25 protein-coding genes are annotated in these 25525 nt (G+C 60.2%); 8 read left to right on the forward strand and 17 right to left on the reverse strand.

Annotated features, from left to right (window positions below; all coding sequences use genetic code 11):
• The first annotated feature begins 112 nt into the window (after positions 1 to 112).
• Together ACO1VH_RS02150 and hslO are read left to right on the forward strand one after the other, a co-directional pair.
• Positions 113 to 637, forward strand: coding sequence for a gamma carbonic anhydrase family protein (locus tag ACO1VH_RS02150; RefSeq protein ID WP_486242084.1), 525 nt, complete (start codon positions 113 to 115; stop codon positions 635 to 637).
• A gap of 2 nt (positions 638 to 639) precedes the next feature.
• Complete coding sequence (gene hslO, locus ACO1VH_RS02155; protein ID WP_486242085.1) at positions 640 to 1572, forward strand: Hsp33 family molecular chaperone HslO; 933 nt, start codon at positions 640 to 642, stop codon at positions 1570 to 1572.
• 64 nt (positions 1573 to 1636) lie between these two features.
• Here the strand turns inward: hslO and ftsB are convergent, their stop codons facing one another.
• From ftsB to ACO1VH_RS02190, 7 genes are all read right to left on the reverse strand, one after another.
• Positions 1637 to 1978 carry a cell division protein FtsB gene (ftsB, locus tag ACO1VH_RS02160; RefSeq protein WP_486242087.1) on the reverse strand — a complete coding sequence of 114 codons (342 nt, stop codon included), beginning with the start codon at positions 1976 to 1978 and terminating at the stop codon, positions 1637 to 1639.
• A gap of 51 nt (positions 1979 to 2029) precedes the next feature.
• The gene (gene eno / locus ACO1VH_RS02165; protein ID WP_486242089.1) at positions 2030 to 3313 is read right to left on the reverse strand and encodes a phosphopyruvate hydratase; all 1284 of its coding nucleotides are present in this window, start codon (positions 3311 to 3313) and stop codon (positions 2030 to 2032) included.
• Positions 3314 to 3380: 67 nt separating this feature from the next.
• Positions 3381 to 5036, reverse strand: coding sequence for a CTP synthase (gene pyrG / locus ACO1VH_RS02170; protein ID WP_486242091.1), 1656 nt, complete (start codon positions 5034 to 5036; stop codon positions 3381 to 3383).
• A gap of 111 nt (positions 5037 to 5147) precedes the next feature.
• Complete coding sequence (locus tag ACO1VH_RS02175) at positions 5148 to 7562, reverse strand: DNA internalization-related competence protein ComEC/Rec2 (RefSeq protein WP_486242092.1); 2415 nt, start codon at positions 7560 to 7562, stop codon at positions 5148 to 5150.
• A gap of 6 nt (positions 7563 to 7568) precedes the next feature.
• Positions 7569 to 8366 (reverse strand): TatD family hydrolase, encoded by a 798-nt coding sequence (locus ACO1VH_RS02180; RefSeq protein WP_486242094.1) that lies wholly within the window; start codon positions 8364 to 8366, stop codon positions 7569 to 7571.
• A 64-nt stretch (positions 8367 to 8430) separates the two neighbouring features.
• Entirely contained in the window at positions 8431 to 9147 is a 717-nt protein-coding gene (gene lolD, locus ACO1VH_RS02185) for a lipoprotein-releasing ABC transporter ATP-binding protein LolD (RefSeq protein WP_486242096.1), read from the reverse strand.
• Positions 9140 to 10405 carry a lipoprotein-releasing ABC transporter permease subunit gene (locus ACO1VH_RS02190; RefSeq protein WP_486242098.1) on the reverse strand — a complete coding sequence of 422 codons (1266 nt, stop codon included), beginning with the start codon at positions 10403 to 10405 and terminating at the stop codon, positions 9140 to 9142. The genes lolD and ACO1VH_RS02190 overlap by 8 nt, the downstream gene beginning before the upstream one ends.
• Positions 10406 to 10574: 169 nt before the next feature.
• Here ACO1VH_RS02190 and ACO1VH_RS02195 point away from each other — a divergent pair, with 169 nt between their 5' ends.
• Positions 10575 to 11624: a hypothetical protein gene (locus ACO1VH_RS02195; RefSeq protein WP_486242099.1), complete on the forward strand. Its 1050-nt coding sequence runs from the start codon at positions 10575 to 10577 to the stop codon at positions 11622 to 11624.
• A complete protein-coding gene (gene recJ, locus ACO1VH_RS02200) occupies positions 11621 to 13315 on the forward strand; it encodes a single-stranded-DNA-specific exonuclease RecJ (protein WP_486242101.1) in 1695 nt (564 codons plus the stop codon). Before ACO1VH_RS02195 ends, recJ begins: the two co-directional genes overlap by 4 nt.
• 4 nt (positions 13316 to 13319) lie before the next feature.
• Here recJ and ACO1VH_RS02205 read toward each other — a convergent pair whose 3' ends face one another.
• Positions 13320 to 14063, reverse strand: a complete 744-nt coding sequence (locus ACO1VH_RS02205) for a hypothetical protein (RefSeq protein WP_486242102.1) — start codon at positions 14061 to 14063, stop codon at positions 13320 to 13322.
• A gap of 142 nt (positions 14064 to 14205) precedes the next feature.
• Between ACO1VH_RS02205 and prfB the strand changes: the two genes are divergently transcribed.
• From prfB to ACO1VH_RS02220, 3 genes are all read left to right on the forward strand, one after another.
• Positions 14206 to 15310 (forward strand): peptide chain release factor 2 gene (prfB, locus tag ACO1VH_RS02210; protein WP_486242103.1). Its coding sequence is split into 2 segments (ribosomal slippage): positions 14206 to 14286 and positions 14288 to 15310, totalling 1104 coding nucleotides; the frame shifts between segments, so codons are not numbered across the junction.
• A 69-nt stretch (positions 15311 to 15379) separates the two neighbouring features.
• Positions 15380 to 16909: a lysine--tRNA ligase gene (gene lysS, locus ACO1VH_RS02215; RefSeq protein WP_486242105.1), complete on the forward strand. Its 1530-nt coding sequence runs from the start codon at positions 15380 to 15382 to the stop codon at positions 16907 to 16909.
• Between the two features lie 187 nt (positions 16910 to 17096).
• A complete protein-coding gene (locus ACO1VH_RS02220) occupies positions 17097 to 17678 on the forward strand; it encodes a glycine zipper 2TM domain-containing protein (protein ID WP_486242106.1) in 582 nt (193 codons plus the stop codon).
• A gap of 89 nt (positions 17679 to 17767) precedes the next feature.
• Here ACO1VH_RS02220 and iscX read toward each other — a convergent pair whose 3' ends face one another.
• From iscX to iscR, 8 genes are all read right to left on the reverse strand, one after another.
• Complete coding sequence (iscX, locus tag ACO1VH_RS02225; RefSeq protein WP_486242108.1) at positions 17768 to 17962, reverse strand: Fe-S cluster assembly protein IscX; 195 nt, start codon at positions 17960 to 17962, stop codon at positions 17768 to 17770.
• A gap of 11 nt (positions 17963 to 17973) precedes the next feature.
• A complete protein-coding gene (gene fdx, locus ACO1VH_RS02230; RefSeq protein ID WP_486242110.1) occupies positions 17974 to 18312 on the reverse strand; it encodes an ISC system 2Fe-2S type ferredoxin in 339 nt (112 codons plus the stop codon).
• A gap of 53 nt (positions 18313 to 18365) precedes the next feature.
• Positions 18366 to 20228: a Fe-S protein assembly chaperone HscA gene (gene hscA, locus ACO1VH_RS02235; RefSeq protein WP_486242112.1), complete on the reverse strand. Its 1863-nt coding sequence runs from the start codon at positions 20226 to 20228 to the stop codon at positions 18366 to 18368.
• A gap of 69 nt (positions 20229 to 20297) precedes the next feature.
• Positions 20298 to 20813, reverse strand: coding sequence for a Fe-S protein assembly co-chaperone HscB (hscB, locus tag ACO1VH_RS02240; protein WP_486242113.1), 516 nt, complete (start codon positions 20811 to 20813; stop codon positions 20298 to 20300).
• A gap of 91 nt (positions 20814 to 20904) precedes the next feature.
• Entirely contained in the window at positions 20905 to 21228 is a 324-nt protein-coding gene (gene iscA / locus ACO1VH_RS02245) for an iron-sulfur cluster assembly protein IscA (protein ID WP_486242115.1), read from the reverse strand.
• A gap of 53 nt (positions 21229 to 21281) precedes the next feature.
• Complete coding sequence (gene iscU, locus ACO1VH_RS02250) at positions 21282 to 21686, reverse strand: Fe-S cluster assembly scaffold IscU (protein ID WP_486242117.1); 405 nt, start codon at positions 21684 to 21686, stop codon at positions 21282 to 21284.
• A 37-nt stretch (positions 21687 to 21723) separates the two neighbouring features.
• The gene (locus tag ACO1VH_RS02255) at positions 21724 to 22977 is read right to left on the reverse strand and encodes an IscS subfamily cysteine desulfurase (protein ID WP_486242119.1); all 1254 of its coding nucleotides are present in this window, start codon (positions 22975 to 22977) and stop codon (positions 21724 to 21726) included.
• 19 nt (positions 22978 to 22996) lie between these two features.
• Positions 22997 to 23473 (reverse strand): Fe-S cluster assembly transcriptional regulator IscR, encoded by a 477-nt coding sequence (gene iscR, locus ACO1VH_RS02260; protein ID WP_486242120.1) that lies wholly within the window; start codon positions 23471 to 23473, stop codon positions 22997 to 22999.
• A 584-nt stretch (positions 23474 to 24057) separates the two neighbouring features.
• On the opposite strand from iscR, the gene ACO1VH_RS02265 reads away from it, so the two are divergent.
• Entirely contained in the window at positions 24058 to 24660 is a 603-nt protein-coding gene (locus ACO1VH_RS02265) for a TetR family transcriptional regulator C-terminal domain-containing protein (protein ID WP_486242122.1), read from the forward strand.
• Between the two features lie 16 nt (positions 24661 to 24676).
• Here ACO1VH_RS02265 and ACO1VH_RS02270 read toward each other — a convergent pair whose 3' ends face one another.
• Positions 24677 to 25453: a uracil-DNA glycosylase family protein gene (locus ACO1VH_RS02270; RefSeq protein ID WP_486242124.1), complete on the reverse strand. Its 777-nt coding sequence runs from the start codon at positions 25451 to 25453 to the stop codon at positions 24677 to 24679.
• Positions 25454 to 25525: the final 72 nt, after the last annotated feature.

The raw sequence follows: 25525 nt of genomic DNA on the forward strand, positions 1-25525 counted from the left end.
CCGGTGCGCGGCCAGTACGGAAAGCTCTTTCCGTTTCATGAATCGTCCCCATCTAACCGGATGGAAGACTGGCATGGCCGAGCATGCAGCAACCGCTCATTGTACTGAAATCATGCCCATCTACCAATTAGGCGAGCACGCTCCCGAGATTGCCTCGTCCGTCTATCTGACCGAATCCGCCACTGTCGTCGGCCGCGTGAAGATCGGCGAGGATTCCAGCCTGTGGTTCCAGGTCACCGTGCGCGGCGACAACGAAGACATCACGATCGGCCGCAACTGCAATTTGCAGGAAGGCGCGGTACTGCACGCCGATCCCGGCTTTCCGCTGACGATGGCAGATCATGTCAGCGTCGGCCATCAGGCGATGATCCACGGTTGCACGATCGGTGAAGGCTCGCTGATCGGCATCCAGGCCATCGTGCTGAACGGTGCGAAGATCGGCAAGAACTGTCTGGTCGGTGCCGGCGCGCTGGTCACCGAAGGCAAGGAATTTCCGGACAACTCGCTGATCGTCGGCGCGCCTGCACGCGTGGTGCGCACGCTGACCGACGACGATATCGCCAGACTGCGCCGCATTGCCGACGGTTATTCCGAACGTGCGCGCCAGTTCCGACAATCATTGAAAAGAATAGGTTGAACATGACCGACACCTTGCAAAAATTCCTGTTCGAAAACGCATCGGTGCGTGGCGAACTGGTCGACGTTTCCGAGACATGGCGCCACGTGCTGGCACGCCGCGATTACCCGAAAGCCGTCAAGATGGTGCTGGGCGACATGCTGGCGGCCGCCGCACTGCTGTCGGCCAATCTGAAATTCAACGGCGCCATCGTCATGCAGATTCACGGCGACGGCCCGCTGCGCCTGCTAGTGGTCGAATGCGATTCGGACCTGAACATGCGCGCCACGGCCAAGCTGGCAGAGAATGCCGTCATCCCCGATGCCGCCACACTGGAGCAACTAGTCAACGCGCACGGCGAAGGCCGCTTCGTCATTACACTGGACCCGAAGGAAAAACTGCCGGGCCAGCAAGCGTACCAGGGCATCGTGCCGCTGGATGGCGATTCGGTGGCCATCGTCATCGAAAACTACATGCTGCGTTCCGAACAGCTCGATACCAAGCTGTGGCTCGCCGCCGACGACCATGTCGCGCGCGGCCTGCTGCTGCAGAAGCTGCCGCGCGAAGGCGGTATCGGCGCACCGGGCGACGACATCTCGACCTGGGACCGTACGGTGATGCTGGCTTCCACACTGCGCCGCGAAGAACTGCTGACCACCGACGTCGAAACGCTGATGCGCCGTCTGTTCTGGGAAGAGACGATCCGCATCTTCGATCCGCGCCATCCGCAGTTCCTGTGTTCCTGCACGCGGGAAAAGGTCGGCACCATGCTGAAAATGCTGGGACAGGAAGAGATCGATGCGGCGCTGCAGGATCTCGGCAAGCTGGAGGTCGATTGCGATTTCTGCGGCCAGCATTACGAATTCGATAGCGTCGACTGCGCGCAATTGTTCGCGGGCGGCTCGGCCGGCGAATCACTGGCGGCCATGAATCCGGAAAATCCGGTCAAGCATTGAAGCTGAATGGCTGAAGAACGGCTGAAATGACTGAAATAAAAAACGCGCCCGAACGGCGCGTTTTTTATTGCTGCGAACCTTGCTGCTGCGCCGGCTTTTCCTCCGGCGGACTGGCAACAGGTGCCGTCTTTTGATTCGGATCGATGATCTGAACGAACACTTCGTTTTCCTTGATCATGCCCAGTTCGTAACGCGCCCGCTCTTCCACTGCGCCGGTTCCTTCCTTCAGATCCTGCACTTCGGAATTCAGCTTCGCGTTACGCGCCTTCAGCTCGTCGTTCTTCTTCTGCGCGGCAACCACCTGCTGATCCAGATCCCAGACGCGCAGCCAGCCGCCCTTGCCCAGCCAAAGCGGGAACTGGATGAGAATGACCAGAGCTGCGAGGCAGATGATGATGAGGCGCATGAGACGCTGCCGATGGAGAACCGGCCATGCATTGCATGGCCGGCGTGACGATTACTTCAGGTTGTAGAACGCGTTGCGGCCGGGGTAGCTGGCGATGTCGCCCAGGTCTTCCTCGATGCGCAGCAACTGGTTGTACTTCGCCATGCGGTCCGAACGCGACATCGAACCGGTCTTGATCTGCAGCGCGTTGGTGCCGACGGCGATGTCGGCGATGGTCGAATCCTCGGTTTCGCCCGAACGATGCGAGATCACCGCGGTGTAGCCGGCGCGCTTGGCCATTTCGATCGCGGCGAAGGTTTCGGTCAGCGTGCCGATCTGGTTGATCTTGATCAGGATCGAATTGGCGATGTCCTTCTGGATGCCTTCACGCAGGATCTTGGTGTTGGTGACGAACAGATCGTCGCCGACCAGCTGCACCTTCTTGCCCAGCGCCTTGGTCAGCGTGGCCCAGCCTTCCCAATCGTTCTCGGCCATGCCGTCTTCGATCGAGATGATCGGGTACTTGTCGCACCAGGTTGCCAACAGGTTTGTGAAATCGCCGGACGACAGCGTCAGGCCTTCGCCGTGCAGTTCGTACTTGCCGTTCTTGTAGAACTCGCTGGCCGCGCAATCCAGGCCCAGCGCGATCTGCGTGCCCGGCTCGTAGCCGGCCTGCTCGATCGCCTGCAGGATCAGCTTGATCGCCGCTTCGTGGTTCTCGACGGACGGCGCGAAACCGCCTTCGTCGCCGACCGCGGTCGACAGACCCTTGTCGTTGATGATCTTCTTCAGCGTGTGGAACACTTCGGCGCCGTAGCGGATCGCTTCGCGGAAGCTCGGTGCGCCGACCGGGATGATCATGAATTCCTGCAGGTCCAGCGTGTTGTTTGCGTGCGCACCGCCGTTGATGACGTTCATCATCGGCACCGGCATCTGCATCGCGCCTGAACCGCCGAAGTAGCGATACAGCGGCAGGCCGGATTCTTCGGCGGCTGCTTTCGCTACCGCCATCGAGACGGCCAGCGTCGCGTTGGCGCCGAGGCGGCCCTTGTTTTCGGTGCCGTCGAGATCGATCAGGGTGCGGTCCAGGAAAGCCTGTTCGTTGGCATCCAGACCCATGATCGCTTCCGAGATTTCGGTATTGATGTTTTCGCAGGCCTTCAGCACACCCTTGCCCATGTAGCGGCTCTTGTCGCCGTCGCGCAGCTCGATCGCTTCGCGCGAACCGGTCGATGCGCCAGACGGCACGGCCGCACGGCCCATGACGCCGGATTCCAGCAGCACGTCGCATTCGACGGTAGGGTTGCCGCGGGAGTCGATCACTTCACGGCCAATGATGTCAACGATTGCACTCATCCATTTCTCCTAGCAAATTTCTTGTTCGTTACGGTTCCGCATCCTGTGCGGATTCTTGCGCATTTTCTTATGCGACTTTCTTCGCCTGTGCCTGTTTATGCGCCAGCGCCGCCTTGATGAACGAGATGAACAACGGATGTCCATCGCGCGGCGTTGACTTGAATTCCGGGTGATATTGCACGCCGACATACCATGGATGCGCATTGTCGCCGCTACGCGGCAGTTCCATGATTTCGCACAGCGATTCGGTCGGCGTGCGCGCCGACACAATCAGACCCGCTTCCTCGACACGGCCGAGGTAGTGGTTGTTCGCCTCGTAACGGTGACGATGGCGTTCGGTCACCGTGTCACCATAAATTTCGGCAGCCAGCGTGCCCGCCTTGACCGCGCAGGTTTGCGCGCCCAGACGCATCGTGCCACCCAGATCGGAATTGGCATCGCGGCGCTCGACCTTGCCGTCATGGTTCTGCCATTCGTTGATCAGCGCGACGACCGGCTGTTCGGTATCCGGATCGAATTCGGTGGAATTGGCCTTGGAGAGGCCGGCCATATGGCGCGCATATTCGATCAGCGCGACCTGCATGCCAAGGCAGATGCCGAGGTAAGGAATCTTGTTTTCGCGCGCGAAACGGGCGGAGGCAATCTTGCCTTCCACGCCGCGCTTGCCGAAGCCGCCCGGCACCAGAATCGCGTCGTACTTGGCCAGGCATTGCGGGCCGCCGGCTTCGATTTCCTCGGAATCCAGATATTCGATATTGACGCGGCTTTCCGTATGGATGCCGGCGTGGCGCAAGGCTTCGGTCAGCGACTTGTACGATTCGGTCAGATCGACGTACTTGCCGACCATGCCGATGGTGACCGTATGCTTCGGATTTTCCAGCGTATGCACCAGCTTGCTCCAGATCGACAGATCGGCCGGCTGCGGCGTCAGGCCCAACTTTTCGCAGACGATGCGATCCAGCCCCTGATCCAGCAGCATCTGCGGAATCTTGTAGATGGTGTCGACGTCCCACACCGAGATGACGGCTTCTTCCTGCACGTTGGAGAACAGCGAAATCTTCGCGCGCTCATCGTCCGGGATACGGCGGTCGGCACGGCACAGCAACGCATCCGGCGAGATACCGATCTCGCGCAGCTTCTGCACGCTGTGCTGCGTCGGCTTGGTTTTCAGTTCGCCGGCGGAGGCGATGAAAGGCACCAGCGTCAGATGTACGAAAGCGGTCGCATTACGGCCGGCGCGCAAGCTCAGTTGACGCGCGGCTTCGAGGAACGGCAGCGATTCGATATCGCCGACCGTGCCGCCGATTTCCACCAGAGCAACATCGAAGCCTTCGGCGCCGCGATGGATGTAATCCTGAATTTCGTTCGTGATGTGCGGGATCACCTGCACGGTCTTGCCCAGATACTCGCCGCGACGTTCCTTGCGGATCACGGATTCATAGATCTGGCCGGTGGTGAAGTTGTTCACCTTGCGCATCTTCGCGGTGACGAAGCGCTCGTAGTGGCCGAGGTCCAGATCGGTTTCGGCGCCGTCGTCGGTGACGAACACTTCGCCGTGCTGGAACGGGCTCATCGTGCCGGGATCGACGTTGATGTAGGGATCGAGCTTGAGCAGGGTGACTTTGAGGCCGCGCGATTCGAGGATCGCAGCGAGGGAAGCGGCGGCAATCCCCTTACCCAGGGATGAAACCACGCCGCCAGTGACAAATACAAACTTGGTCATTGCAATTGGTGCCGAACGGCACGTGCGGGAAATTCAAATTATACCGCAAGGCGCGCGGTTCTTGAACGCCGGGCGCGATTAAAATCGCACCGCGACGATGCATCGCCGAAGCTAACGGCCATGCCAATAGCGCGGCTGCTCCTTCCGATACTCGGCTACCTCCAGCACCGGACCGAAGCGCAGCGTGACGGCTCCCGCCGTATCACTGCGCAGCCGCATGATGCCTAATTCACCATAGCGATCGAACACTTCCTGCTTCGGATGGCGATAGCGGTTGCGATAACCGACCTGGAACAGCGCAATCTGCGGATCGACCGCACGCAGGAAAGCCGGCGTCGACGACGTGCCACTGCCGTGATGCGGCGCCAGCAGCACGTCCGCTCGCAGGCGATCAGGCTCGCGGGCCAGCAGTTCCGCTTCCTGCCCTGCCTCTATGTCTCCGGCAAGCAGAATCGCATGTCCGCCCGCCGTGATTCTCAGCGTGCAACTGCGCGCATTCGGTTTACCCAGCGGATCGTCGTACATTCCTGCGGCAGGATGCAGCATCTCGAACTGCACGCCATCCCATTGCCACTCCTCTCCCGCTTCGCATCGCCGATGCGCAGGCGCCGCAGCGACAACAGGATGCTGCAACGGCAGCGACGACGACAGCCAGCCGGTATCGACGCTTTCCAGTACGGACAGCGCGCCGCCCGCATGATCGGTATCGCTGTGCGAGACGACGATGCCGTCCAGTGCAGCAATGCCGCGTGCGCGCAGATACGGCACGACGACACGATTGCCGCCGTTACTCTCGGGCGAATAGGCCGGCCCCGTGTCGTACAGCAATCGATGGTTTTGCGTTTCGACTAGCAACGCCATGCCCTGCCCGACATCGAAGGCGGTCACCCACATCTCGCCGGCCTGCGGATGCGTCGGCGCGTTCAGCAACAATGGCAGCCACGTCAACGCGCCCAGGTAACGCGCCGGCCAGCCGCGCGGCGCCAGCATCCACAAGGTGCCGAGCATCGCCAGCGCAAACATCCACCAAGTCGGCAGCGGTGCAGTCCATACCGCAAACGACAAACCGGACAACCACGTCAAACCGTATGCCAGCCATTCGACAAGAAAATGCGCCGACAGCAGGCACCAATCCGACAAGGGCGCCGGCAGCACGCTGCCGACCAGCGCCAGCGGCGTCACGAAAAAGCTGACGAGCGGAATGGCAATCGCATTGGCGATCGGACTGACCAGCGACACCTGGCCGAACAACAGCATCGTCAACGGAATCAATCCGATCGTCACCGCATACTGCGTCAGCACCGCCGTATCCAGCGCCACACGCCAGCCAGGGCGCGGCGCAACTCCCGCCGCCGATGCACGACCGATGCTGGCATAAAGAATCACCGCCACCGCGCCGAAAGACAACCAGAATCCTGCACCCAGCACCGCCCATGGATCCAGCAGCACCACCGCAAACAACGCCAGGCAGAGCACATGGGATACGCTGGCAATGCGGCCGAACCACAGCGCCAGCGCCACGACCGTCAACATGCACAAGGTACGCTGTGCCGGAATGCCCGCGCCGGCCAGCAGCACGTAGATGACAGCAGCCGACACGCCTGCCAGGGATGCCGCTTTCTGCGCCGGCAGCAGCAACGGCAATTGCATGCCGGTGAAGAAAGAACGTCGCCACAGTGCAAAGACGATTCCCGCAAACATCGCCGCGATCATCGTGATGTGCAAGCCGGAAATCGAAATCAGATGCCCGATGCCGGTACGATTAAAGACATTCCAGCTTTCCTGCTCCACTGCGCGCTGATCGCCGACCACGAGCGCCACGATCACGCCCGCATACGGCTTGCCTTCCAAAGTGCGCTGCACACGTTCGCGCAACCAGCCGCGGCTACGCTCGACAATGGCGCGAAAGCCCGGCACGAATGCATCCAGCCGTGCATTGGCATGTTCACCGTGCGACCCTGCCCGCACATAGCCGGTCGCGCGCACGTTCTGCTCCAGCAGCCATTGCTCGTAATCGAAACCATGGGGATTCGCATTGCCATGCGGACGGCGCAAACGCACCGTCAGGCGCCAGCGTTCACCGGGCTGTACGACGATGTTCTGCGACACCTCTTCGTCATCAAAGGAGGAATACCATGACAACGCGATGCGTGAAGGCACGACTGGCATCTCGCCGTCGATCGGCAGTACTTTTTCGACGGCAAAGCGGAAACGCAGGCCGCGCGCAAAATGATCGGGAAGACTGTCGACCGTTCCGACAAGCGTGATATCCCGTCCTTCCCATTCGCGCGGCAACTCCTGCGACAAGTAATGATGCGCAAACAGCGCCGCCCATGCGAAGCCGAGCGACAAGCCGGCTGCAACCAGCAAAGGAACACGTATTCTCGCTCGCGCAGAGATACGTGCAATGCCGATCGAGAATGCGCCAAAAACGCATAACAGCAGAAGCATCGGCCAGGACGGCAACGCCGCCTGCGTCTGCAGCCAGCCCGCACCGACGACGAAGCCGATGATCGCGCCGCGCATTGTGGTTTAAAGCAGCGCTTTCAGGCGCGGCATCGCCGCACAGGCGTTGCGCGACGTCGCCTCGGCAACGTCGGCGACCGGGATGCCGCGCAATTCTGCCAATACTTCCCCGATACGCGGCAATTGCACCGGGCTGTTGCGCTGCGGATGCAGCCACGCCGGCGAAATATCGGGAGCATCGGTTTCCAGCACCAGCGCGTCCAGCGGCAATTCGGTTGCCAGCCTTCGAATCTGCAACGCACGCGTGAACGTCATTGCACCGCCGAAACCGAGACGAAAACCGAGATCGATGAAAGTCCGTGCCTGCTGGAAACTGCCGTTAAATGCATGTGCGATGCCGCCCGGCACGGCGATGCGGCGCAGGTATTTCAGAATCTGGTCTTGCGATTTGCGCACATGCAGCAAGACAGGCAAATCGAAATCGCGCGCGATCTTCAGTTGCTCCGAATAGAAAAATTCCTGGCGTTCGCGCATTTCCGGCGTCGTCAGCATCGGCACGAAGAAATCGAGTCCGATCTCGCCGATGGCGACCAGGCGCGGATCGTCGATAACTGTCGCGACCGTATCCCGCAACCGTTGCAGATCGTGTTCTTCCGCCTGCGGCACAAAGATCGGATGGATGCCAAGCGCATAGCTGCAGTTGGCGTGGCGATGCGCCAGTTCGACGACGATGGAAAAATTGTCGTACGCCACGGCAGGAACGACGATCATGCCGACGCCGCTTTCGCGCGCCGCCACGGCGATGTCATCGATCGCGGCGCCGAACTCCGACGCGTCGAGATGGCAGTGCGTATCTATCCACATGGCTGCAGATGGGAAATAGAACGTGAAAGCGGCAGCATGTGCATCGCCATCGCTTCAGCACGCATCATTTGTTGTCCGCATGCAGCCCTGTTTCGGACAGCCGCAGAATGCGGTCGCAGTGCGCCGCCAATTCCTCGTCGTGCGTGACGATGACAAATGCGGTACCCAGCGTACGCGACAGTTCCAGCATCAGGTCGAACGTCTTCTGCGCGGTCGGCCGATCGAGATTGCCGGTCGGCTCATCCGCCAGCACGCAGGCCGGTTGCGTAACCAGTGCGCGCGCCAGCGCCGTACGCTGCCGCTCGCCGCCGGACAATTCGCCCGGACGATGGCTGGTGCGATGACCGAGACCGACGCGTTCCAGCATCGTCTTCGCTGTCTGCTGCGCTTCGTCACGCGGCACACGGCGGATCATCAACGGCATCGCAACGTTATCGACGGCCGTGAACTCCGGCAGCAGATGATGAAACTGGTAGACGAAACCGAGCGACTGGTTACGCAGATCGCCGCGCGCCTTTTCGTCGAGACTGGCGAAATCGCGCCCTTTCAGCGTCACCGAACCGGTCGATGGCGTATCCAGCCCACCCAGCAGATGCAACAGCGTGGATTTGCCAGAGCCGGAAGCGCCGACGATTGCGACGCGCTCGCCACGTGCGATGTCGATATCGACGCCCTTCAACACATCGACCGCGTATTTTCCCTGCGTGAATGTCTTCGCCAGATTGCGGCAGGACAGAACGATCTCGCCGTATTCGGTTTCAACGTTGTTTTCATTATTCATAGCGCAGCGCCTCCGCAGGTTTGACACGCGCGGCCGACCAGCTCGGATACAGCGTCGCAAGGAAAGACAGCACGACGGCAACGCCGCCGATCGTATAGACGTCCGGCCAGCGCAGATCGGACGGCAGTTCGCTGATCAGATAGACGTCCTTCGGCAGGAATTGAACATGCAGCAGCCGCTCGATGAACGGCACGATGACGTCGATGTTCGAAGCGATCAATACGCCGCCGGCGACACCCAGCGCCGTACCGCACAGTCCGACCAGCGCCCCCTGGATCATGAAGATCTTCATGATCGAGCGCGGCGATGCGCCCAACGTGCGCAGGATCGCAATGTCAGCCTGCTTGTCGGTCACCGTCATCACCAGCGTCGAGACGAGATTGAATGCGGCCACTGCGATGATCAGCGTCAGGATGATGAACATCATGCGCTTCTCGGTCTGCACGGCGGCGAACCAGTTGCGGTTCTGGCGCGACCAGTCGCGGATCAGCAAGTCGCCGCTCAGCATGCGCGACAAATCGTAGGCAACCTCTGGCGCGCGCTGCATGTCGGTCAGTTTCAGGCGCAGGCCGGACGGCGCGCCGAGCTGGAACATTTTCATCGCATCGTTCAGATGAATGAAAGCCAGCGTCGAATCGAATTCGAAATGGCCGGAATCGAAGATGCCAACCACGGTGAACTGTTTCAGCCTCGGAATCACGCCCGCCGGCGTCACCTGCCCCTGCGGCGCAATCATCGTCACCTTGTCGCCCACGCGCACACCCATGCTGCGCGCCAGTTCGGTACCGAGCACGATGTTGAATTCACCGGGCCGCAAATCGTTGAAACTGCCTTGCTTCACTTCGGATGCCACGTCGGACACCTTCGGCTCTTCCTCCGGCAGCACGCCGCGCACGGCCACGCCGCGCAGCGTTTCGTCGCGCGTCATCATCGCCTGTGCATCGACATAGGGCGCGGCGCCGATCACTTCCTTGTCTGCGAAGGCTTCCTGCGCGGTCTTCTTCCAGTCCGGCATCGCTCCGGTCGGATCGAAGATTTCGACATGCGCCAGCACCGACAGCATGCGGTCGCGCACTTCCTTCTGAAAACCGTTCATTACCGACAGCACGACGATCAGCGCCGCGACGCCAAGCGCAATGCCCGCCATCGAGATCAGCGAAATGAAGGAAATGAAACTGTTGCGGCCGCTTCGTTTACCCGCACGCGTATAGCGCACGCCGACCAGCCATTCGAAAGACAGATTTTTTATGATGCTCAAAGAAGGCTCCTGAATGCAGCACGCAGTTTGCCATACATTGCCAAATCGTTACCAAATCATTGCAAAGTACCGCGAAGGCTGCAGCACATTGACTGTAACGAACATATTTCCGTTCCCGCTGGCGCTGCGGCGCATAAGCACGGGCATGAATTGACCTACAATCGCGTGCATGACGCAACTCGATCTTCTTTTTCCTTTTTCGCTGTCGCCTCAAGAGCTGGCGCGCGACCTGCTGCGCGAGCTGAAGGCACCGTCGCTGGCACTATTGTTGGCGCGCGCACGACCTGTCGCCGCGACGTCGAACGATGAATTTTCGCGTGCCCTGCCGCATGAACTGTGGCTGGCACAACGTCTCGGCCTGTCCGCGGCACAGGATAATTCCAGCCCGCCGCTGGCCGCCTGCGTGCTGCGCACGGCCGGCATTGACGCTTCGGATGGCTTCTGGTTTCTGCTGCAGCCTGCCAATTTCCACATCGCCCGCGATCATTTGGTACTCACCGATCTGCGGCAATTGGTCCTGACGGAACAGGAAGCGCGCACGCTGTTCGACAGTGCTGCGCCATTGTTCGCGGAAGCCGGCAAGACGCTGCATTACATCGACGCTGCCACCTGGCTGCTGCGTGCCGACGATTGGCAGGCATTGCAGACTTCCACGCCGGATGCCGCCTGCGGCCACAACATCGATATCTGGATGCCGCATGGCGCACAGGCGCGCGACTGGCGCAGATTGCAGAACGAAGTACAGATGCACTGGCATGCGCATCCGGTCAACGAAGCGCGCGAAATGCGCGGCCTGAAACCCGTCAACACGATCTGGTTGTGGGGTGGTGCTACAGCAAATACACAGCAGGATGGCAATACGACATTCGATACCGCGTACACGTCAGGCGATCCGCATGCGCCGATTGCGGCGGTAGCCGGTGCAACGCATGCGGATTCGATGGAAAATGTGCTCAGTTCGCCGAGGCAGCATGCGCTGCTGCTAATGGACGATCTGCTCGCACCGTCGCTGGCCGGCGACTGGGCGGAATGGCTGGCGCGCTTCCAGTCGGCGGACGAACAATGGTTTACTCCATTGCTGGAAGCTGTTCGCACCGGCCGTATCGCACAGTTGTCGATGACCTTCAGCCACGGCACGGCAACGGCAAGTTACCGGATCAACAGATCCGCACTGCGCAAATTCTGGCGTACGCCCTCCCTTTCCCGCTTGTCCGCATGACCCGCATCGCCACTCGCAGCTATTCCTACCGCGACGCCGAACGTCTGCATCAAAGCGGCATCCATCCGGTGATGGCGCGCCTGTATGCGGCACGCGGCCTGCTCGACACGAAGGAACTTTCCAGCGAACTGACTGCGTTGCTGGCTCCGCCCGGCCTGCTGCATATCGATGCCGCTGCCGTCTATTTGGCGGATGCAATTGCCGCTCGAAAAAAACTGGTCATCGTCGCCGATTACGATTGCGACGGCGCCACCGCTTGCGCGGTCGGACTGCGCGGACTGCGCGCCATGGGTGCCGTCGTCGATTACATCGTGCCGAACCGCTTTGAATACGGCTACGGCCTGACGCCGGAGATCGTCGCGCTCGCGGTCCGCGAAAAATCACCGGACGTGATCGTCACTGTCGATAACGGCATCGCCAGCATCGACGGCGTGGACGAAGCCAACCGGCGCGGCATCGACGTCGTCGTCACCGATCACCATCTGCCGGGCGAGCATCTGCCGGCCGCGAAAGTGATCGTCAATCCGAATCAGCCCGATTGCGGATTCCCCAGCAAGAATCTGGCCGGTGTCGGCGTGATGTTCTACGTGCTGCTGGCACTGCGCGCAGAATTGCGGCGGCGCGGCGTATTCGATGCGCAAACGCAGCCAAAGCTGGACGCACTGCTCGATCTGGTCGCGCTCGGCACGGTGGCCGATGTCGTCAAACTGGATGCGAACAACCGCATCCTCGTCGCGCAAGGGTTGAAGCGCATGCGCAGCAGCCGCATGCATGCCGGCGTCGCCGCGCTGTTTCGCGCCGCCGGGCGCGAGGCTCGGCGCGCATCGCCGTTCGATCTCGGCTTTGCATTGGGACCTCGGCTGAACGCGGCGGGCCGCTTGTCCGACATGTCGCTCGGCATCGAATGCCTGACGACCGACGACGAAGGCCGCGCCTGGTCCATCGCGCAACAGCTCGACGAAATCAACCGCGAACGCCGCACCATCGAAGCCGACATGCAGGACACGGCATTGATGTTGCTCGACACCTACAATCCACAGGACAGGACGACGATCAGCGTCTTCGATCCAAGCTGGCATCAGGGCGTGATCGGCATTGTCGCCTCGCGACTGAAGGACAAGTTCTACCGCCCGACGATTACCTTTGCCGATGCCGGCGATGGCTGGATCAAGGGCTCAGGTCGTTCGATCGCCGGCTTCCATCTGCGCGATGCTTTAGACCTCGTTTCCAAGCATGCGCCCAGCCTGATCGACAAGTTCGGCGGTCATGCGATGGCAGCCGGCCTGACTATACGTGCCACCGCACTTGGCGCGTTTACCGATGCGTTCGAAGCGGTCGGCAAATCGCTGCTGGAACGCCATCAGCTGGAACGCGTGATCGAAACCGACGGTCCGCTGGAATCGGCCTATTTCACGACGCAATTCATTGAACTGCTGGAGTCGCAAGTGTGGGGACAAGGTTTTGCGCCGCCGCTGTTCTGCGACGAATTCCGCATCGTCAACCAGCGCATCCTGAAGGAACGCCACCTGAAGCTGACGGTAGAAAAGGACGGCAGCCGCTACGATGCAATCTGGTTCGGTCACGCCGACTCATTGCCGGAACGCGCACGCATCGCCTATCGGCTCGACGCCAACGAATTCAACGGCGTCACGCGCGTGCAATTGCTGGTCGAGCACGCCGAGGCGGCCTAATAAATCAACGCACCGGCAGGAACTGCAGGAAAGACGCGCCGAGGATGTTCTGCACGTAATTGATGCCGGCGCGCCGGTATTTCTCGGTAACGAACTCCGCCAGCAGATCGAGTCTGCCGACGATCTTGCCGAATTCCCGCTCGAAACTCAGGTTGCGCCCCTGCGCGCCAATCTCGTCCGACAGCAATAGCACGCGACCGTCGGTATTGCGACGGTTCGACAGCAGCCAGACCGCGATCTCGATATTGCGCGCGGCATTGTAGACATGCTGCGCGTCCAACCCATCGGTCAGATAGAACTCCGTCCTGCCGCCATGCGCGGTGATGATCATGTCGGCGCTGCTGTAAATGAAGGCTGCCACGCGGTCACCGCTGAAATCCGGCGCCAGCGCCAGCGACATCGCCCGGATATCGTGCTGGCCCTGCAAAGCCGGCCATGGCTGCCGCAGTTCGATCGCATCGCGCACGCGCTTGATGCTTTCCTCGCGGCTGGCAGCAGTCTTTTTCCATTCGGCCGGGTTGCGGCGATACAGCTTGTCCATCAGCAGATACAGGCTGTGCAGGTTGTCGCGCATGCCGAGCGTTGCCACGCGGTTCAGATCCGACTGGCCCATCTCGCTGCCGCTAGCCGACACGCCCTGTACCTCGCCGCGCGTGGTCGGTGCGTCGTTCATCGTCGAACAGCCCGCCAGCACGCACAGGCAGAACGACACACAACAGCGCAGGCAGGCGCGAGGCGGCTGCTTCATATTTGATTGCTCCCTTGACAAGAATGATCGAAAAACCGCAATGCGGAAAATCAGGTCCTCTGATGAGCCACTGCCGTCCCCGCGCTTAAAAGCGCCGGCTGGCTCGGATATAATGTCTGGTTTGATCGCAAAAGAAAATATCATGGAAGCCGAACGCTTAAATTCCCTGCAATCGCTGCTCGACGATCTGACGACGCGCGCAGCCGAACTCCGGAGGTATCTTTGACTTCGATGTGAAGTCGGAGAAACTCGAACAGGTCAACGGAGAACTCGAAGACCCCGAGGTCTGGAACGACCCGAAACGCGCCCAGGACCTGGGCAAGGAAAAGAAATCGCTGGAAGCCGTCGTCCACACGCTGACGAAGATTGATAGTGAACTCGCCGATGCGCGCGACCTGTTCGCGATGGCACGCGAGGAAAAGGACGACGACACCATCGTCTCCATCGAAGCCGATGCGCAGGAACTGCTGAAGCTGGTGGAAGGCATGGAATTCCGCCGCATGTTCAGCAATCCGATGGACGGCAACAACTGCTTCATCGACATCCAGGCCGGCGCCGGCGGCACCGAAGCGCAGGACTGGGCCTCCATGCTGCTGCGCCAATACCTGCGCTACTGCGAACGCAAAGGCTTCAAGGCCGAAATTCTCGAACAATCGGACGGCGAGGTCGCGGGTATCAAGACTGCCACGATCAAGGTCGAGGGCGACTACGCTTACGGCTTCTTGCGCACGGAAACCGGCGTGCACCGTCTGGTGCGCAAGTCGCCGTTCGATTCGGCCAACGGCCGTCACACGTCGTTCTCCAGCCTGTTCGTCTATCCGGAAGTCGATGATTCGATCGACATCGAAATCAATCCGGCCGACGTGCGCATCGATACCTACCGCGCATCCGGCGCCGGCGGCCAGCACATCAACAAGACCGATTCCGCAGTACGCCTGACGCACGGCCCTACCGGCATCGTCGTGCAATGCCAGAACGATCGTTCGCAGCATCGCAACAAGGCCGAAGCCTGGGACATGCTGAAGGCCAAGCTGTACGAACTGGAGCTGCGCAAGCGCATGAGCGAGCAGCAGAAGCTGGAAGACTCCAAGACCGACGTCGGCTGGGGTCACCAGATCCGCTCTTACGTGCTCGACCAGTCGCGCATCAAGGATTTGCGTACCAACTTCGAGACCGGCAACACCAAGGCCGTGCTCGACGGCGATCTGGACGACTTCATCGCCGCTTCGCTGAAACAGGGTGTGTAACCGGTCAGCCGCTCACGCCAACCTATTGCGCAAACCCATTTTTGATTTCACTCACTGACTTTGCCTTTCATGAACACGCCCAACGACAACGCCGCGCCACAGCTTGACGACAACAAGATCATCGCCGAACGCCGCGCCAAGCTCGCCGCGCTGCGCACGCAAGGCGTCGCCTTCCCCAACGATTTCCGTCCGCAGCACAAGGCGGCCGACCTGCATGCGCAGTACGGCGACAAATCGCGTGAAGAACTCGAAACCAATCCGGTCACCGTCGTCGTCGCCGGCCGCATGATGCTGCGCCGCGAAGCCGGCAAGAAAGCCGTGTTCGCCACGCTGCAGGACGCATCCGGCCCGCGCGCCGACGGCCGCATCCAGATCTACGTGACGCTGGACAACACCGGCGAAGTCGCGATGGCCGCATTGCACGGCTACGATCTGGGCGACATCCTCGGCGTCACCGGCACGCTATTCAAGACCAAGACCGACGAACTGACGGTCAAGGTGTCCGAACTGCGCCTGCTGACCAAGTCGTTGCGCCCGCTGCCGGACAAGTTTCACGGCTTGGCCGATCAGGAAACCAAGTATCGCCAGCGCTACGTGGACCTGATCACCAGCGAGGAAACGCGTCGCACATTCAAGGCGCGCACCGCGGCCATGAACTCGATCCGCAAGTTCATGGCCGAGCACGAGTTCATGGAAGTGGAAACGCCGATGCTGCACCCGATTCCGGGCGGCGCGGCGGCCAAGCCTTTCATCACGCATCACAATGCGCTGGACATGCAGATGTTCATGCGTATCGCGCCGGAGCTGTACCTGAAGCGCCTGGTCGTCGGCGGCTTCGAGCGCGTGTTCGAAATCAACCGCAACTTCCGCAACGAAGGCGTATCGCCGCGCCACAATCCGGAATTCACGATGATGGAGTTCTACGCGGCCTACGTCGATTACAAGTGGCTGATGGACTTCACCGAAGCCGTGATCCGCCAGGCTGCGATCGACGCGCACGGCACGGCGGTGCTGACCTATCAGGGGCGCGAGCTGGACCTGTCCAAGCCCTTCCACCGCCTGACCATCGTCGGCGCCATCAACAAGTTCGCGCCGCAGTACACGAACGAACAGCTGAACGATGCCGACTTCCTGAAGGCAGAGCTGAAGAAATTCGACGTCAAGCCGCATGCCCATGCCGGCCTCGGTGCACTGCAGCTGGCGCTGTTCGAGGAAACCGCCGAAGCGCAACTGTGGGAGCCGACCTATATCGTCGACTACCCAGTCGAGGTGTCGCCGCTGGCGCGCGCTTCCGACACCGTGCCCGGCATTACCGAGCGCTTCGAACTTTTCATCACCGGTCGTGAAATTGCCAACGGCTTCTCCGAGCTGAACGATGCGGAAGACCAGGCCGCGCGCTTCCAGGCCCAAGTCGCGGCAAAGGATGCTGGCGACGAGGAAGCGATGTATTTCGACGCCGACTACATCCGCGCGCTCGAATACGGCATGCCGCCGACCGGCGGTTGCGGCATCGGCATCGACCGCCTGATGATGCTGATCACCGACTCCCCGAACATCCGCGACGTGATCCTGTTCCCGCATCTGCGCCGAGAAGATTGATTTCCACAAGGAAATTTCCCATAAAAAAGGACCGCTCTGCGGTCCTTTTTGTTTCGGCAACTTTGTAGGATATTTATGATCCAAGTTACATCGGCTTACATCTGACACAAGATCCTGCTTTTCATTTGGTAGCGACCCGGCAATACTGCATTCACACAAGAATATGTGTGCACTTTGGAGGAACACCATGGAAACGCAAAGCACATCACGTCGCATTCATCCGCTGGTCGCTGCCGCTGCTGTCGGCGTCCTGCTTTTCAGCCTGGTCGGCGTCGCCGCGATGACTGGCCTACTGCCGAATTCCAACAGCACAAACAATCCGCAGGAAGAAGTCGCGACCGTCGATACGAAGACGGATAAGGTCGTCAGCGACCAGAAATCCCAGGCTCCCGTACGCGAAAGCACGCCAACGCGCACAGCGAAGGCAACAGCCGCCTGCACCAGTTGCGGTCGCGTGGAGGCCGTGCGTAGCGTGCAGTCTGCTGCACCTCCGAGCGGCGTCGGTGTGGTCGGCGGCGCAGTCGTCGGCGGCCTGCTCGGCAACCAGATCGGCGGCGGCAGCGGCCGTACGCTGGCTACCGTTGCCGGTGCAGTCGGTGGCGGTTATGCCGGCAACGAAATCGAGAAGCGTACGCGCACCCGCACGACCTACGAAGTACGCGTCCGCATGGAAGACGGCAAGATCCGCAACTTCCCGTACAACAACCCGCCGCCGTGGCGTGAAGGCGATCGCGTGCGTGTGGTCGACGGCTATCTGCGCGCAGCCTGATTTCCAGCAGATTCACGCGTCGGATCAAATACGCAATGCATGAAAAAAGCGGCCTCACGGGCCGCTTTTTTATTTCCGAATCCTGACGATTACTGCGCTTCCTCGATCCATGCCATCTGGATCGCTTCCAGAATCTTTTCTCCCGAACGTTCGGGATCGTCATCGAAGCCGTCCAGTTCGCACACCCAGCGATGCAGATCGGTGAAACGCACAGTCAGCGGGTCGATGTCCGGAAACTTGTCGTTCAGTTCTTCCGCGATGCGGATGGTATCGGTCCATTTCATGATGACGTTCCTCAGTGGTTTTCGCTGGCGTGGTTGATCGTGTAGCGCGGAATCTCGACGACCAGATCTTCGTCGGCCACGATCGCCTGGCAGGACAGGCGCGAATTCGCTTCCAGTCCCCATGCCTTGTCCAGCAGATCTTCTTCCTTTTCCTCGGCTTCATTCAGCGAATCGAAGCCTTCGCGCACGATGACGTGGCAGGTCGTGCAGGCGCAGGATTTCTCGCACGCATGCTCGATGTCGATGTCATTTTCCAGCAAGGCATCGCAAACCGACTTGCCGGCCGGCGCTTCAATAACCGCCCCGTCCGGGCATAAGGTGTGATGGGGAAGAACGACGATTTGGGGCACTTGTCACCTCGGAGTTGATTGCTTGCCGGATAACCCGGCGTTGTGTGTTTGTGTCAGATTTCTTCCAGCTTGCGGCCCGACAAGGCGGCGCGTACGCTGCGGTCCATGCGGCGCGCGGCAAAGTCTTCCGTGCCATGGGCCAGCGCCTCGATCGCCATCTTGATGGCCTGATGATCGCTGCCCTGCGCCTTCGTCCGCACGTCAGCCAGCATCGCATCGATGCCGGCACGTTCGTCGTCGGACAGCAATGCGCCGTCCGCTTCCAGCGCCGATTCGGTCGCGAGAATGATGCGCTGCGCTTCGACCTGCTCTTCGCGGAGTGCACGAGCGGCCATATCCATTTCCGCCGACTTGAACGAATCCTGCAGCATCTGCGCCACTTGGTCGTCGGCCAGCCCGTACGATGGCTTGACCTCAATCGACGCCTCGACGCCGGAACGCAGTTCGCGCGCCGCTACCGACAGCAAACCGTCGGCATCGACCTGATACGTCACGCGGATACGCGCCGCACCGGCCGCCATCGGCGGAATGCCGCGCAACTCGAACTTCGCCAGTGAACGGCAATCACTGACCAGTTCGCGCTCGCCCTGCACGATATGGATCGCCATCGCGGTCTGGCCGTCCTTGAAGGTCGTGAACTCCTGCGCACGCGCGCATGGAATCGTGGAATTGCGCGGAATGACTTTTTCGACCAGTCCGCCCATCGTCTCGATACCGAGCGACAACGGAATCACGTCCAGCAACAGCCAGTCATCACCTGCGGCGCGATTGCCGGCCAGCAGATTGGCCTGCACCGCCGCGCCAAGCGCGACGACCTTGTCCGGATCGATATTGGCCAGCGGCGTGGACTGGAAGAAATCGCCGACCGCCTTGCGCACGTGCGGCATGCGGGTGGCACCACCGACCAGCACCACACCATCGACGTCGTCAACGGTCAGCTCCGCATCGCGCAGCGCCTTGCGGCTCGGCGTGATCGTTTTGGCGACCAGATGCTGCGTCATTTCGACAAATTCTTCGGCGCGCACCGTCACGTGCACTTCCTCGCCGGTACTCAGCACGGCATCGATATGCGTTTCGGCCTTCGACGACAGCAGTTCCTTCGCTTCGCGCGCCTTCGTCATCAGCAGGCTGGTGTCTTCCTCATTCAGCGGATCCAGCTTGGCTTGGTTGATGATCCAGCAGAACAGGCGATGATCAAAATCGTCGCCGCCCAATGCCGAATCGCCGCCCGTCGCCAACACTTCGAACACGCCCTTGGTGAGCTTCAAAATGGAAATGTCGAAGGTGCCGCCGCCAAGATCGTAGACCGCATAGACGCCTTCCGAACCGTTGTCGAGTCCGTAGGCAATTGCTGCAGCCGTCGGTTCGTTCAGCAGGCGCAGCACGTTCAGACCGGCCAGCTTCGCCGCATCCTTGGTTGCCTGGCGCTGCGCATCGTCGAAATAGGCCGGCACCGTGATGACGGCGCCGACCAAGTCGTCGCCCAGCGCATCTTCCGCGCGCTGGCGCAGCGTCGCCAGAATTTCGGCCGATACCTCGACCGGACTCTTGATGCCGGCCGCCGTCTTCAATTGCACCATGCCGGGCGAATCGATGAAATCGTACGGCAGGTTTTCCGCATAGGCGATGTCCTTCAGCCCGCGTCCCATGAAGCGCTTGACCGAGGCGATCGTGTTCTTCGGATCGGCGTTCTGTTCCGCCTGCGCCTTGTAGCCGATGTGTGCGTGACCGTTCGTCAGATAACGCACGACGGAAGGCAGCAACGAGCGCCCTTCCTCATCATTCAGGACTTCGGGAATGCTGTTGCGCACCGTCGCCACCAGCGAATTGGTGGTGCCCAGATCGATGCCGACCGCCAGCCTGTGCTGGTGCGGCGCAGTGGACATGCCGGGTTCGGCGATTTGAAGAAGAGCCATGTTCGTCGATTCGTTCCGATGCGGATCACCGGTCGAGGCACAATCCGCGTCATTGATCTTGTATGCCGGTCAATCCGGCAGCAGTTCGAAAGCGTTCGCCACTTCGTCGGCAAACCTTTCCAGAAACATCAGTTGCCGCACCTTTTCTGCAGCCTGCGTGAAATCCTGCGCATCCAGCAATCCGCCGACCTGCGCCAGTGTGTCCTTGCGCGCACCGCGCAGATCGGCTTCCAGTTTTTCCAATCCGGCGCGATCCTTCTGTCCGCGCGCATCGTCGAGCGCTTCGCGCCATTCCATCTGCTGCATCAGGAAATCGACCGGCATCGCCGTGTTCGATTCGGTCTGCAGATCGACGCCGTTCAGTTCGCACAGATAAGCGGCGCGCTTGTACGGATTCTTCAGTGTCTTGTAGGCCTCGTTGGCGCGCGTGGCCCATTGCATCGCCACCCGCTTTTCCGCGTCCGATGCGCTGGCGAACTTGTCGGGATGCACCTGGTTCTGCACTTCGTGATAGGCAGCATCGAGCGCCTTCGCATCGATGTCGAACTGCTGCGGCAGATGGAATAGCTCGAAATGGTTCTGCAACTGGCAATGCCTTCAAATAAAAAAGCCTGCGCGAATTCGACAGGCTCATCAAACATGCGCCACTGGCGGCATCAGCGCCGCCGGCGAATCGTCAGATACGGAAGCTTTCGCCGCAACCGCATTCGTCCTTGACGTTGGGATTGTGGAACTTGAAGCCCTCGTTCAATCCCTCGCGGGCGAAATCGAGTTCGGTGCCGTCGATGTAAGGCAGGCTTTTCGGATCGACGAAGACCTTGACGCCGTGCGATTCGAACACCGCGTCTTCACTGGCGCTTTCGTCCACGTATTCGAGCTTGTACGCCAGACCGGAACAGCCGGTCGTGCGCACGCCGAAGCGCAGGCCGATACCCTTGCCGCGTCGCTCCAGATAACGGTTGACGTGTTTCGCCGCTTTTTCAGTCAATGTGATTGCCATGTTTCCTGCCTCGCAAACCGCACCCGGCACGCGTCATGCGCGCCGCCTTAAACTCAAGCCGCTTCTTTCGCGTCCGCGCCACCGTGACGGGACTTATAGTCCTGCACGGCTGCCTTGATCGCGTCTTCCGCCAGGATCGAGCAGTGGATCTTCACCGGCGGCAATGCCAGTTCTTCGGCAATCTGCGTGTTCTTGATCGACAGTGCCTGATCCAGCGTCTTGCCCTTGACCCATTCAGTCACCAGCGACGACGAAGCGATCGCCGAGCCGCAGCCGTAGGTCTTGAATTTCGCATCTTCGATCACGCCATCGGCGCCGACCTTGATTTGCAGTTTCATCACGTCGCCGCATGCCGGCGCGCCGACCATGCCGGTACCGATGGTGTCATCGCCCTTGTCGAAAGCGCCGACATTGCGCGGGTTTTCGTAGTGGTCGAGGACCTTGTCCGAGTAAGCCATTTGAATGCTCCTTGAATAAACCGTTGCTATGCCGCGATCAGTGCGCAGCCCACTGGATCGAATTCAGGTCGATCCCTTCCTTGTACATGTCCCACAGCGGTGACAGTTCGCGCAGCTTGGCGACTTTTTCCTTGATCAGATTGATCGTGAAATCGACTTCGTCTTCCGTCGTGAAACGGCCGATCGTGAAACGGATCGAGCTATGCGCCAGTTCGTCGCTGCGACCCAGCGCCCTCAATACGTAAGATGGTTCCAGACTGGCCGAAGTACAAGCGGAACCGGAAGAAACTGCCAGATCCTTGATCGCCATGATCAGCGACTCGCCTTCGACGTAATTGAAACTGACGTTCAGGTTGTGCGGCACGCGATGATCCATGTCGCCGTTGATGTAGACCTCTTCGATCTCGGTCAGGCCTTTGGCCAGACGATCGCGCAGGCCGCGAATGCGTGCCAGTTCGGAATCCATTTCCTCACGGGCAATGCGGAACGCCTCGCCCATGCCGACGATCTGATGCGTCGCCAGCGTCCCGGAACGCAGACCGCGCTCATGGCCGCCGCCGTGCATCTGCGCTTCGATACGCACGCGCGGCTTGCGGCGTACGTACAGCGCGCCGATACCTTTCGGGCCGTAGGTCTTGTGCGCGGAGAAACTCATCAGATCGACTTTGGTGTTTTCCAGATCGATCTTCACCTTGCCAGTCGCCTGCGCCGCATCCGAATGGAAAATGATGCCCTTGCTGCGGCACAGTTCGCCGATTTCGGCGATCGGCTGAATGACGCCAATCTCGTTGTTGACCAGCATCACGGAGACCAGGATCGTGTCCGGGCGGATCGCTTCGGCCAGTTGCTCAATCGTGATCAGGCCGTTGTCCTGCGGCTGCAGGTAGGTCGCTTCGAAGCCTTCGCGCTCCAGTTCGCGCACGGTATCCAGCACAGCCTTGTGCTCGGTCTTGACCGTGATGATGTGCTTGCCCTTGGTCTTGTAAAAATGCGCGGCGCCCTTCAGCGCGAGGTTGTTGCTTTCTGTCGCGCCGGAAGTCCAGATGATCTCACGCGGATCGGCATTGACCAGCGCAGCGACTTCGGCGCGCGCATCTTCCACTGCCTTTTCCGCCGCCCAGCCGTACATGTGGCTGCGCGAAGCCGGATTGCCGAACTGCTCGCGCAGATACGGAATCATCTTGTCCGCCACACGCGGATCGATCGGCGTCGTCGCCGAATAGTCCATGTAGATCGGAAAATGGGGCGCCTTGATGGTGTCGATCAGGCTTTTATCCAGCGGGGCATTCATGTTGACTCCAGGTTGTCTATCAAGCCGCGGCGTGGTTGCGATGCACCACCACGACGCTTTGTTGTTCCGCGATCTTCTGGTTCTGCTGATCGACCAGATCTTTCAGCGAAACCGAATCCAGGTAATCGACCATCTTCGCATTCAGCGTGGTCCACAGATCGTGCGTCATGCAGCGCGGTCCGTTCTCGTGCTCCGGGCTATGGCAATTTTCCTTGCCGCCGCACTGCGTCGCGTCCAGCGGTTCGTCGACGGCGATGATGATGTCGGCCACCGTCACCTGTTCTGCCGGGCGCGCCAGGTTGTAGCCGCCACCCGGACCGCGCACCGATTCCACGATCTCGTGGCGGCGCAGCTTGCCGAACAGTTGCTCCAGATAGGAAAGGGAAATTTCCTGACGCTGGCTGATGCCGGCAAGCGTGACCGGGCCATTGCCCTGGCGCATCGCCAAGTCAATCATCGCCGTCACGGCAAAACGACCTTTCGTAGTCAAACGCATGAGAATCCCGACCTCAAAATCCGCCCAAAACCGGAGTTGTTGATCATTTTTGTCAAGTATAACAAAGTTGACTGAATCTGTCAGGTAAGCACTATCACCTACAAATCAAGGACTTGCCATCGAAAGCAAGTGTAGATCACCCCATGAAACGGATCATTGATCAAGGTCACGAAGCACAAAAATGGCCGTTGGCTGTCGGCACGAAACGATTCTGCTCCCCATATGATCCAGCATGAAAAACGATGACACGACCCTTCTGTCTCCGCCGCCTTCCCGACTCCCGATCACAAATTTGAATGATCGATCAGTCTAATAATTTCCACAAAACAACGTCTTCTCGCAAGAGGAATCACGGCAAAGCCCGCAAGAAAATTTCACAGCAAAATGGATGTAATTCAATAGTGAATTGAATGAGCATTCAATCTATACTTGAGGCTTCGTTTATTGACTGAAACTTCGTTATCTTCCATCGCATGGCTTCCCGCACACCGCAATCCCCCACTCCAAAAGCCGACAAGAAACGCGCCGAAGTTTTAAAAGCCGCGGCCAAATGCTTCCGCAAGAGCGGTTTCCATCAGACGTCGATGCAGCAAATTTGCACGGAAACCGGTCTCGGCCCCGGTGCCGTCTATCGCTACTTCACCGGCAAGGAAGCCATCATCGAAGCCATGGTCGAAGAGGAGCGCCGTCAGGCACGGGCTATCCTGTTGCAAATGCGCGACGCGGAATCGCTGCCGCAAGCGCTATACGCCACCACGCGGGTCTTTGCCGAACGCTATCGCGCCGGCGGCGATGCCGGCCTGATGACGGAAGTTTATGCGGAAGGCATGCGCAGCAAGCGCATCGGCGCCGTGCTGCGCAAGATTGAAGCGGAATGGGTGATGGGGTTGACCAACATCCTGCGCGTGGCGCAGGCGCGCGGGCAACTGGATGCATCGCTGGATGCCGCACAGACGGCACTGTTCCTGACCGGCATGTGGGACGGCATGATCATTCGCCAGCATTTCCACGCGCATGATGATCCGAACGCGCTGCCGGCCTTCTACGAAATGATGATCGACCGTCTTCTGGCACGCGACATCAAGGCCGACAACCGCAAACCCGCCGCTGCGCCGGCCTCCTTGTTCGCCGAACTCGACCAGCGCATCGCTGCCGCTCAGGACAAGCGGCAGATGAGCCTGATCTGATCTCTTGCTGCCGATCTTACTGCTTCCGTAGCAGGTGCATCGGCCCGAACAGCTGCTGCATCGTCGCATTGCCGATGAAACTCAGGTTGTACGGATGCTCGGACGTCTTCTTCGGGAAGCGGCTGTTAGCCGGCAAGGCTTCCAGCTGCACCGCGATCTTGCCCCATAGCACCAGCGTCGGCGGCTCCTTTCCTTGCTTTACCGCATGATCGGCCAGCGCCGCCAATACCGTTTGCAGGAATGGCAGCCAAGCCTTGGCTTCGCGCAAAGGCGGCACTTCCGGACGGTAGACCAGCGTCGCGTTCAGCAGCAGGAAGCCATGCTTCGTTAGGTTCGCCTGCAGTTCGGGCAGCGTCTGAATCACTTGGTCGGAAGTGCGCGCCTTGTGCGCCACATCGGATAGCGCCTCGCCGGTCGTCTGCTCCGGCTTCAACCGGCCGTCCGCCACTAACAGCATTTTCATGAAATTGCGCAGCGACGTCGCGCGATTGACCGGCTTGGACAAACCTTTTTCCGACCACAGCTGCGATACGGCACCGTCCATGAAACAGACGCCGGTGGCGCTGTCCGGTCGCGGATAAGGTCCCTCGCCCACCAGCACGTAGCGCACCACGTCCAGTGGTTGTGCGAAAGCGGCAAACACCCGTCCGCCGTTCGGCAGGTAATGGCCGTCCGCCAGCGTCGCCAGATAATCCGGATAAGCTTCGTCGATCGCCTGCAGGCCCGCTTCGATGATCGGCCGCCACGATGAATGGGCCTGCGCGATCTGGGACGTGAATGAATGGGGAATCACATTTGCTCCTGTAAGGATTGAAGCGAAAGCCGGGAAACAGCAGCAATAACGGGAATCACAGAAACAGGCAGC

The sequence above is a fragment of the Oxalicibacterium sp. genome (assembly GCF_057353965.1).